Origin of the sequence: Microcystis sp. LEGE 00066, from assembly GCF_015207925.1 — a bacterium.
GTDB classification, from domain to species: domain Bacteria; phylum Cyanobacteriota; class Cyanobacteriia; order Cyanobacteriales; family Microcystaceae; genus Microcystis; species Microcystis ichthyoblabe_A.
On record NZ_JADEVX010000173.1, the window covers coordinates 1 to 9098 of the forward strand.

At 45.3% G+C, this 9098-nt stretch carries 9 protein-coding genes, 1 tRNA gene and 1 pseudogene; 8 read left to right on the forward strand and 3 right to left on the reverse strand.

Annotated features, from left to right (window positions below; all coding sequences use genetic code 11):
• Positions 1–47: 47 nt before the first annotated feature.
• Positions 48–1103: an ABC transporter ATP-binding protein gene (locus IQ224_RS18795; RefSeq protein WP_002742472.1), complete on the reverse strand. Its 1056-nt coding sequence runs from the start codon at positions 1101–1103 to the stop codon at positions 48–50.
• 123 nt (positions 1104–1226) lie between these two features.
• Between IQ224_RS18795 and IQ224_RS18800 the strand changes: the two genes are divergently transcribed.
• Complete coding sequence (locus tag IQ224_RS18800) at positions 1227–1907, forward strand: hypothetical protein (protein WP_002742474.1); 681 nt, start codon at positions 1227–1229, stop codon at positions 1905–1907.
• Positions 1908–1961: 54 nt separating this feature from the next.
• Positions 1962–2043: transfer RNA gene (locus IQ224_RS18805), tRNA-Leu, on the forward strand.
• Positions 2044–2159: 116 nt separating this feature from the next.
• Here IQ224_RS18805 and IQ224_RS18810 read toward each other — a convergent pair.
• Both IQ224_RS18810 and IQ224_RS18815 read right to left on the reverse strand, forming a co-directional pair.
• Positions 2160–3062 carry an Rpn family recombination-promoting nuclease/putative transposase gene (locus IQ224_RS18810; protein ID WP_002742476.1) on the reverse strand — a complete coding sequence of 301 codons (903 nt, stop codon included), beginning with the start codon at positions 3060–3062 and terminating at the stop codon, positions 2160–2162.
• A 440-nt stretch (positions 3063–3502) separates the two neighbouring features.
• Positions 3503–4252, reverse strand: coding sequence for a hypothetical protein (locus IQ224_RS18815; protein WP_002742480.1), 750 nt, complete (start codon positions 4250–4252; stop codon positions 3503–3505).
• A gap of 338 nt (positions 4253–4590) precedes the next feature.
• Between IQ224_RS18815 and IQ224_RS18820 the strand changes: the two genes are divergently transcribed.
• The 6 genes and pseudogenes from IQ224_RS18820 to IQ224_RS18845 all read left to right on the forward strand — a co-directional run.
• Positions 4591–5487 (forward strand): ABC transporter permease, encoded by an 897-nt coding sequence (locus IQ224_RS18820; protein WP_002742481.1) that lies wholly within the window; start codon positions 4591–4593, stop codon positions 5485–5487.
• Between the two features lie 101 nt (positions 5488–5588).
• Positions 5589–5921, forward strand: coding sequence for a hypothetical protein (locus IQ224_RS18825; RefSeq protein WP_002742482.1), 333 nt, complete (start codon positions 5589–5591; stop codon positions 5919–5921).
• A 201-nt stretch (positions 5922–6122) separates the two neighbouring features.
• On the forward strand, positions 6123–6314 hold the full coding sequence (locus IQ224_RS18830) for a DUF2862 domain-containing protein (protein ID WP_002742483.1): 192 nt from the start codon (positions 6123–6125) through the stop codon (positions 6312–6314).
• A gap of 22 nt (positions 6315–6336) precedes the next feature.
• Positions 6337–7413 (forward strand): ArsA family ATPase, encoded by a 1077-nt coding sequence (locus tag IQ224_RS18835; RefSeq protein WP_002742484.1) that lies wholly within the window; start codon positions 6337–6339, stop codon positions 7411–7413.
• 6 nt (positions 7414–7419) lie between these two features.
• Positions 7420–8400, forward strand: a complete 981-nt coding sequence (gene chlG / locus IQ224_RS18840; RefSeq protein WP_002742486.1) for a chlorophyll synthase ChlG — start codon at positions 7420–7422, stop codon at positions 8398–8400.
• Between the two features lie 259 nt (positions 8401–8659).
• Positions 8660–8911, forward strand: a pseudogene (locus tag IQ224_RS18845) (hypothetical protein); the annotation flags it as partial.
• Between the last annotated feature and the right edge of the window lie 187 nt (positions 8912–9098).

Sequence of the window (9098 nt, forward strand, 5' to 3'; positions counted from 1 at the left end):
CTACACCCCACACCCCACACCCCTTAAATAGGATTTAGTATCAGTTATCAGTCAGCAAATACACGGACGCTATCGGGAATAATCGATAGTTTTACCTTTGTACCGATGTCTAATTGGGTGTTAATCGTTGTTCTAGCGTGGATTTGGCTGCCGGTAGCCGTTAGCAGACAATAACGGTATTCCCGCCCCAAAAATTGGCGATCGCAAATAACTAGCTCTCCCGTCTCATCCGGCTTAATTTTGACATCTTCCTCTCTTAGCATCAATTCCCCTTTGTCCAAATCTTGACCATCAGGAATTGTCCAGAGTCCTATCTCGGTTTGCCATTGTTCCCCCTCCCGTCTAGCGGGGAGAAAGTTAGCTTGGGTGACAAACTCGGCCACAAATCGCGAGGCCGGATGACTATAAATTTCTTCGGGATTGTTAATTTGTTCTAATTTTCCTTGACAAAGGACCGCAATTGTGTCACTGATCACCATTGCTTCCTCCCGGTCGTGGGTGACAAAAATGGCCGAGATACCAGTCGCTTTCAGGATATGACGGATCTCGTGTCGTAAGCGTTGCCGGACCTGCACATCGAGATTACTTAAAGGTTCATCTAAGAGGATTAAAGAGGGTTTTGGGGCTAAAGCGCGGGCGAGGGCGACTCTTTGCTGTTGTCCTCCTGATAGCTGATGGGGATAACGTTTTTCTAGTCCTTGCAGTCCGACTAAATCCAAAGTTTCCGCCACCCTGGCGTTAATGGCTCTGCTCGATAATTTCTCCCCAGAATTTTTTAACCCAAAGGCGATATTGTCAGCAATGGTTAAATGGGGAAAAAGAGCGTAATCCTGAAAAACCATGCCCGTATTGCGTTTTTCCGGGGGAATAAAGGTTTTTTCGTCGGCAACTATTCGCCCTCCCAATTCAATCACTCCTTGAGATGGTTTTTCAAATCCCGCAATCATCCGCAGTAGAGTGGTTTTACCGCAACCCGACGGACCCAATAATCCGAGAATTTCGCCCTCTGTTAAACTAAAACTGATATTATCGACAGCTAGAGTAGCAGCAGCGGGAAAACGCTTGTTAACCTCGGATAAACGCAGAATGACAGACTTTTTCATGGTGAGAAAGACAATCGCCCAGTCAGTGGCGGGGCCATTTACTTAAGAATTATTCCTAATTAGTTCACTACTATTATTTATAACATCTCAATGGACTAATTAGGAAACTTTCTCAAAAATTTCATGCTCACACCTGAAGATATTATTCTCGTTCCCCGGGGGGCCGAGCATAGCTCAATCCGTCGAGGATTAAGGAAAATCGGCGATTTAGCCCCGCAAATTATCCCGATTAACCTTGGCGCTCCAGAATTCCTCGACAGTTCCCCAGTCTCTAGGCAATCTCTAGAATTTCTTAATAAGTTTACAGGAAAAATTGTGATGCTGGGATTAGCGGGCAGTCTCAGCGATCGCTATCAGGTCGGAGATGGGGTAATCTATCAAGGTTGTGGCGCAGAAAAGGGGAGTTATTGGCAGTGCGAACCGGAAATAACCGCAGAAATCGCCCAATTAACCGGATATAGTCTCGTTAAAGGTTTAACCAGCGATCGCCTGATTAGCCGATCCGAGGAAAAACGACGTTTAGGACAAGGGGGCTATGAGGTGGTCGATATGGAAGGAGCAAGGATTTTAGCGGCTTTACCGGGGCAAAAAGTGGCAATTGTGCGCGTGATTAGCGACGAGGTGACACAGGATTTACCCGATTTAGCCCCGGCAATTGATAATCAAGGTCAGCTGCTACCATTGCCCCTAGCTCGACAAATGTTAATCCGTCCTGTCCCGGCCTTCCATTTGATTCAAGGTTCCCTAAAAGGTTTATCCGTACTAACTCAGGTGGCGCGAAGGTTGTGCGGCAGTAATTTTTAAAATTTGCTTGCAGATTATTTTTTTTCTGTGCTATATTGGTTAAGCTAAAATCAAGCGGATGTGGTGGAACTGGTAGACACGCACGTTTGAGGGGCGTGTGGCTTACGCCTTGCGAGTTCGAGTCTCGCCATCCGCATAAACTTTTATCTGCCCTCTGACAAGAATTGCCCTTGTCACCCATCGTCAGGGATGGATATTTGGCAATCAAAATTTCCCAACTCAGCCTTTCAGGTGGCTTAGGTTTGACTAAGTTTAGTTAAGCGGTTGCGAGGGGCGATTTAGCCAAAGCACTAGGTCGTTTAAAGTTGTAAAATCCAACAAAGCCTCAGCCAAGGACTCTAATTGCTCGATTTCTAAAGACTGAATCTGGGCAGCCAATACCTCATCTACCGCACCAAAGCGACGTTGCAACAGACGCAAAATCAGGGCAGATTCTCCTTCCAGTCGTCCTTCCAGTCGTCCTTCCAGTCGTCCTTCCAGTTGTCCTTCCAGTCGTCCTTCTTCCTTGGCTTCACGATATACCCTTGTATCTGCCAATTGTAGTCCTAGCATCGCTTCCACCTCCTGCCGACTCAAGTTAGTAAATTTATAGACCATAATTGTGGCAATCATTTCTATTATGGCGCGACTGGCTTCTGTATCTCGAATTTGCTCTTGGGTTCGTGCCAGTAGATAGCGGGCTTTTTCTGGTGCTTGGGTTTCTTCCACAGTAGTGAGTACCATCAAGGCAACCCCTAACGGTAACTGCTGAATTTCCCCTAATTCTTTCAGATAAACTCGATGAACTTGAGGACAATTGAGCAGCGCCCGGTAGGGATGAGCATTGCTTTGTTCTAGGTTACGGTTTGGATAGATGACAACAACTTGCCAATCGGTAAATCGCTCTCGCTGGCGGTAGAAATACAAAAATGATTCACCAAAAACCCTTTCATAGAGTCGTTCGTCTTTTTGAAATTGCACTTCGCAAAAATAGATCACCCCGCTACTATCATTATCGGGTGGCAGGAATACGCCATCGATCTCAAATTTGGGTTCTTTGACGGCTACGGAGTCAAAGCGGTATTCGGTGGCATTATCGGGTGGGTTTTCCAGTAAATCGAAGAGAAGGGAGGGGGATTGTTGGAAAAGCCGGTAAAATATCGAGTCTCGTTTCATCGGAAATTTTGGGTCTGAAACCCCGCCGTTCTAGGTTGGCTTTACGTTAGAATTAAAAGGCCAGTCTCGAAAACCAAGTGGACGGCGCAGCACCTTGAAAACTCGGCTTAGGGGGTTCCGACCAGAAAAGCTTGGCCGGGTAAAAAGTCGCGCGCAACAAGTACAAGAAGCTATAGGCGGTCAACGTACCGTGGGACACACGGAATCGGGCTTCTGAAATGGGGCGAAAGTCTGTGGACTCTGTGTAAGACAGTACATGGTTTTTTAACTGTGGTATGCGACGGTGGTGGAAGCAGAAACTTAAATCGTGAGGTTTAGGAATCGCCGCACTTTTAGGGCGGCGAGGATGTCAAGATGATCGGGATGGCACCATAGCGATCTTCCCATAAAACCCCCTAAAAAAGAGAGAGAAAACCCGCGTCTCCTCTCTCTTGTAGGCATTATTTCCTCGCTTTGCGGACAGCACCTCCTAGCATTAAACCGCCCAGGGTTATATAACCAAGAAGGCTCGTGGGTTCGGGGACAGTTACAGGCTGATTTGGCTGATTTCCGGGCACGGTCAACACACTCGACATCGCATACATAGGGTTAGGGTTGGAGTTAGAGATGATCTTCGTGGAGATCCAGTTCCCATCATCAGTAGTAAAACCCGCCAAAACACTCCCAGCGCCCAACTCAAGCTCCTTAAGCCCTGCTGAGTCAGATCCTGTCCAAACATACTGCTCCAAATTTCCATTCCCCAGGTTATTTCGATTTATTGGGTGTTGGAGAGACCCATCCCAGAGATCGGCATTATTGTTGGCCACCCGGTTGCCATCTATAAGGTAGATGGGAACACCCGTACTCGATGGATTAGTACCTGTATTATCACGGGCAGCGACTGCGCTCGTAGAACCGATCGCCTTCCAAGTAATCGTACTAAGGTCAAATCCTGCCCCATTTAAAGCCGTATCGAGAGCCGTATCAATCCCTGGGGTTCCTCCTGTGGCTTGATTGGTGACAAAGGTATTGTAGGTGTTTATGTCGGTGCTTTGTGCATTCCGTGTGGCGTCAGTAACAAACACCAAACGGTACTGATCGCCCGGATTCAAGCCGGGAGGGACGACCACCAAAGCAGCCTGTGCCGCACTAGCCGTTACCAGAGTCGCCAGGGCAACTCCAGAGACAAAGCAGAGTTGTTTTATTTTCATGAAAAGAAAAGGGTTAATGGTAGATGATTTGAGTGCTTAGGACATTTAGATTTGGGTTAAGGGATAGGGCAACCCAAAACAATGACCAGCGAACCTAACATTCAAGAGGGTACACACTTCCCCCCCTCCGCATTGTATTAAACGCTACAATTCAATAAATATTTACATTCTTCTCCCCCATGGTTTACACCCCTTGTATATTGGAGAAGTGGTAGGGTGTCAGCCTTTTTTTCGAGAGGATTTGCTGATCACCGGGACCCCAAGAGAGCCATCTGATCACTTATAAACTGTTGACTATCTAAATTACTCGTTGAGACTGCATTAGAGGTAAATATTTCATGAGCCAAACCATCACACCTTCTTCCTTAAAAGCTAGTTTAGCCCCCAATCCCACTAGAGCAGCAACGGTGGACGATGGGGGAAATGTGCTAGGGGAATTTCTGCAAGAAACTCTGGCCATGACTAAACGTCTGTTCATCCAATTAAAACGTCGTCCTTCAACCCTAATCGCGGGGGTAATTCAGCCCTTTATGTGGCTGATTTTATTCGGGGCATTGTTTTATAAGGCTCCCCAGGGACTATTCGGCAACGATCTCAGTTATGCTAAATTTCTCGCCCCCGGAGTGATTGTCTTTACCGCTTTTTCTGGGGCCCTCAATGCCGGTTTGCCGGTAATGTTCGATCGAGAATTTGGCTTTCTTAACCGTCTCTTGGTAGCACCTTTAACCACTCGTTACTCGATCGTGGCCGCTTCTACCATCTATATTATCGCCCTCAGTTTCATCCAAACCGCCTCGATCGTGGCCGCTAGTGCCTTTTTAGGGGCCGGATTACCCAGTTTAGCCGGATTAGGTGCGATCGCTTTGATTGTTTTCCTAATAGTTTTGGGTATGACTGCCTTAAGTCTCAGTTTAACCTTTGCTCTCCCCGGACATATCGAATTAATCGCCGTCATTTTCGTCACCAATTTACCGCTTTTATTTGCCAGTACCGCCCTCGCTCCCTTAAACTTTATGGCAGATTGGTTAAAAGTAATCGCTAGTCTCAACCCTCTCACCTATGCGATCGAACCGATCCGTTATATTTATTTCAATCAGCACTGGTCTTTTGATAGCATAGTCTTACAAACCCCTTGGCTTGACCTCAATTTCTTGACAGTTTTAGCCCTGCTCTTAGCTTTTGATCTGCTAATCCTTTTAGCAATTCAGCCCTTACTTCGTCGTCGTTTTGCTTAAATCAGTTATCAGTTATCAGTTACCAGTTTACTGTTCACTGATAAGCTTGTGACTTTCTCACCACCAAAAACAAGATAATTTTCTGAGGAGTTAGTTAGATTATGAATACTCAAAAAATGTTAATCAAATCGTCTTTATTTCTAGCTACCATTCTATTAGTCGGCGCTGATTTTAATCCGCAATTGTTAGCTCAAAGCTTGAACCCCAGTCAGCCGGATTATCAAAAAAATGAACGTAGTTCCGATGGCAGGGATGCTCTCGGTGGTTTTGATCCTTTAGACTTGATTCATAATAGTAATTTTCGCCGTAGCCGGGACGGATCGGAATTTCAGGAAGATACTCGCAATAATATCAACCAAGCGGCCGAGGAGTTTAAACGCAAGCAAAGAGAACAACTGGAAAATCTGCAAAATTCTGCCCCAGAAACCAAATAAAACCCCCTTTTTGATTTGCCTTTTGCCCATCCTAACCAGGAGGTTGATTTTGTCCTATTGCTTAGTACATATGATCGCTAAGTGCAGATGATCTGAGAAAGACCGATAACTGAAGAGCATTGGGGGGTTTATCTTAGACGAATTTATATTAAACTTAGGATTGGTTTATTGAATTATCGTCTTATTAAAACTGTGGAAGTAATGGAAATCGGGCAAAAAGTCAAGGTCTGTCGCTTAAGAGACCGCGTTAACTCGGACGTAGCGGGTAAATTGGGTAAAGTGGGTGTCATCAAAAATTTTAAGATGACCGATGGCAGCGGTGTTGGTGCTGTTGTCCAGTTCGATGATAAGACCGCTACTTGGTTTTTTGAAGATGAACTCAAACTCATCTAAATATAACGCTTAGGAATTAATTATGTCCTTAATTTTGACCTTTTTGGGCAAGGGGGGCAGCGGTTGCAGTACAATAGCGATCGCTTCGGCAAAGAAAATGGCTGGTCTGGGGTCAAAAGTTCTCTTGGTCGGTCAGGATCCTAGCCCTGCTTGGGGATTACTCCTCAAGGCCTCCCCTAGCTCCTCCATTACGGAAATTGCCCCCAATCTCTCGGTTGTGCAGCTTAGTAGTACAAATTTACTAGAAAAAAGTTGGGAAGAAGTCAAGGAATTGGAAAAGCAGTATTTGCGTTCTCCCACCTTGAAAAATGTTTATGGTCAAGAGTTGGGCGTTTTACCCGGAATGGACCAAGCTCTAGCCTTAAATTTCCTGCGGGAACAGGATAAAAGCGGAAATTACGATGTCATCATCTACGACGGCAGCGGAGATATCAACAGTCTGCGAATGTTGGCGATTCCAGAGGTGGGCAGCTGGTATTCACGGCGTTTTCGCCAGGTTTTCAGCGATTCTGAGATTGGTCGCACCCTTTCTCCCTTTTTCCAACCAATCGCCGCCGCCGTGCTGAATTTCTCCTTTAATCCCGACGGTTTAGGGAAGAAGGTCGATAATAACATTCTAGACGAGGGACGTTCCGCTTTAGCCGATCCTCGGCGAGTTTTAGCCTATCTAGTCACCAATGATGATCCAATTGCGATCGCAGAGTCCAAATATCTTTGGGGTGGGGCGCAGCAAATCGGTTTAAATGTGGGGGGAGTGATTTTTAATCGCTGTCAGAGTGCTACGGAGGATTTTGCCCCGCTGCCAGCGGCGATTTTACCCGACCGTCAAGGAGAAGATTGGCAGGAGTTAATCGCCGAGTTACCCAATTTTCTCACGGTGCAGCCGCCCAAACCGTTAATAATCGATACGGCAGCCGGTCAGGTCAAGGTTTATTTACCCGGATTCGAGAAAAAACAGGTAAAACTGACGCAATCGGGTCCAGAATTAACCATCGAAGCCGGGGATCAACGGCGTAATATTGATGTACCACCGCCTCTGACCGGACGAGCGGTAAAAGGGGCAAAATTCCAAGACGGTTACTTAATTATTTCTTTTTAAGGGATTATGTCGAACAGCGAGATAGAAAACAAGGATGAGCGAGCGGCCAAAACTCGCCAATTATTGGGCATGAAAGGGGCCTCATCGGCAGAAACCTCCCTCTGGAAAATCCGCTTACAATTGATGAAGCCGATCACTTGGATTCCCCTAATTTGGGGGGTTGTCTGTGGGGCTGCTTCGTCGGGTAATTATACTTGGTCTTTAGAAGATGTCTTAAAAGCGGCCACCTGTATGTTACTTTCCGGTCCATTGATGACTGGTTATACCCAAACTTTAAATGATTTTTACGATCGAGAAATCGATGCAATTAATGAACCCTATCGTCCAATTCCTTCGGGGGTAATTTCTATTCCGCAAGTAGTCGGTCAGATTTTGGTTTTATTAGCAGCTGGGTTAGGAATATCTTATCTTCTTGATCGCTGGGCTGGTCATGATTTCCCGATTATGCTCTGTTTAACCCTATTTGGTTCTTTTATTGCCTATATTTATTCAGCGCCGCCCTTAAAATTAAAACAAAATGGTTGGCTGGGTAATTATGCCCTCGGTGCTAGTTATATAGCATTACCTTGGTGGGCAGGTCACGCCCTTTTTGGTCAGTTAAATGGGACAATTATGATCCTAACTCTCATCTATAGTCTGGCGGGTTTAGGTATTGCTGTGGTTAACGACTTTAAAAGTGTGGAAGGTGACGAAAAATTAGGTTTAAAATCCTTGCCAGTTATGTTTGGAATTACCACTGCAGCTTGGATTTGTGTGATTATGATCGATGTTTTTCAGGCAGGAATTGCGGGCTATCTCATTAGTATTCATCAGAATCTTTATGCCGCTATTTTACTGTTATTAATTATCCCTCAGATGACTTTCCAAGATATGTATTTTCTGCGGGATCCGCTCAAAAATGATGTCAAATATCAAGCCAGCGCCCAGCCTTTTCTAGTGTTAGGAATGTTGGTGACAGGTTTGGCTTTAGGTCAGGGTATGCTCTGAAGATTGTAGTTAGTAAAAACAGGAAATATCCAGTTTATGGGACATAATCGCCTTGAATCGGGCTTGGGTTTACGGTAACTTGATCCGTCAAGAGGGGTGAAAATAGATTTTCGGTTCGATACCCCCTTAATCCCCCCTTGATAAGGGGGGTGCCGATCCCGCCTTAATCCCCCCTTGATAAGGGGGGTATCTGACAATTTTTAACACCTACCTACTTAGCTCGATCCCTAGTCTTTTCGTTACAATCAAGAGGGAATCGATGCCGGGGAAAAAATTTACCTTTTTTTCTTCCCTCCGATTTGCCATTCTTGACGAACTAATCAAGAATAGTTTCTGTTTAACAAGATTGATTGAGACAAGTATCTCGAACCTAGTCACCATGAGTAATACCAGTAATTTTCGCCAAGCTTTACGCGAGGCTAAAAGCCAAGCACTTATCGGCCCCAATGTTATCCCCAAGGCCCTGCCCTATCTCGGTGGTGGTCTAATTTTAACTGCGGTGGGAACCTATCAGCAATTCTCATTTTGAAAAAAATTCAGATAAAATTCTCTTATTTAAATAGAGAACTTGTGTAGAAGCATTATTTTTTGACAGATAATTATCATCCAACGCTGGAGATAGACAGGTTTTAAGAACTTTGTCCATGAAAAATCGATTTCAACTCATAAATCTGGATGAAATTCTAACAAAATTTTTA

Excerpts from the sequence above, each read along its gene's own strand:
- IQ224_RS18810 (WP_002742476.1), bottom strand. The coding sequence starts at position 3,062 with ATGAAACGAGACTCGATATTTTACCGGCTTTTCCAACAATCCCCCTCC.
- chlG (WP_002742486.1), top strand. The coding sequence starts at position 7,420 with ATGTCGAACAGCGAGATAGAAAACAAGGATGAGCGAGCGGCCAAAACT.
- IQ224_RS18830 (WP_002742483.1), top strand. The coding sequence starts at position 6,123 with ATGGAAATCGGGCAAAAAGTCAAGGTCTGTCGCTTAAGAGACCGCGTT.
- IQ224_RS18820 (WP_002742481.1), top strand. The coding sequence starts at position 4,591 with ATGAGCCAAACCATCACACCTTCTTCCTTAAAAGCTAGTTTAGCCCCC.
- IQ224_RS18835 (WP_002742484.1), top strand. The coding sequence starts at position 6,337 with ATGTCCTTAATTTTGACCTTTTTGGGCAAGGGGGGCAGCGGTTGCAGT.
- IQ224_RS18825 (WP_002742482.1), top strand. The coding sequence starts at position 5,589 with ATGAATACTCAAAAAATGTTAATCAAATCGTCTTTATTTCTAGCTACC.
- IQ224_RS18795 (WP_002742472.1), bottom strand. The coding sequence starts at position 1,103 with ATGAAAAAGTCTGTCATTCTGCGTTTATCCGAGGTTAACAAGCGTTTT.
- IQ224_RS18800 (WP_002742474.1), top strand. The coding sequence starts at position 1,227 with ATGCTCACACCTGAAGATATTATTCTCGTTCCCCGGGGGGCCGAGCAT.
- IQ224_RS18815 (WP_002742480.1), bottom strand. The coding sequence starts at position 4,252 with ATGAAAATAAAACAACTCTGCTTTGTCTCTGGAGTTGCCCTGGCGACT.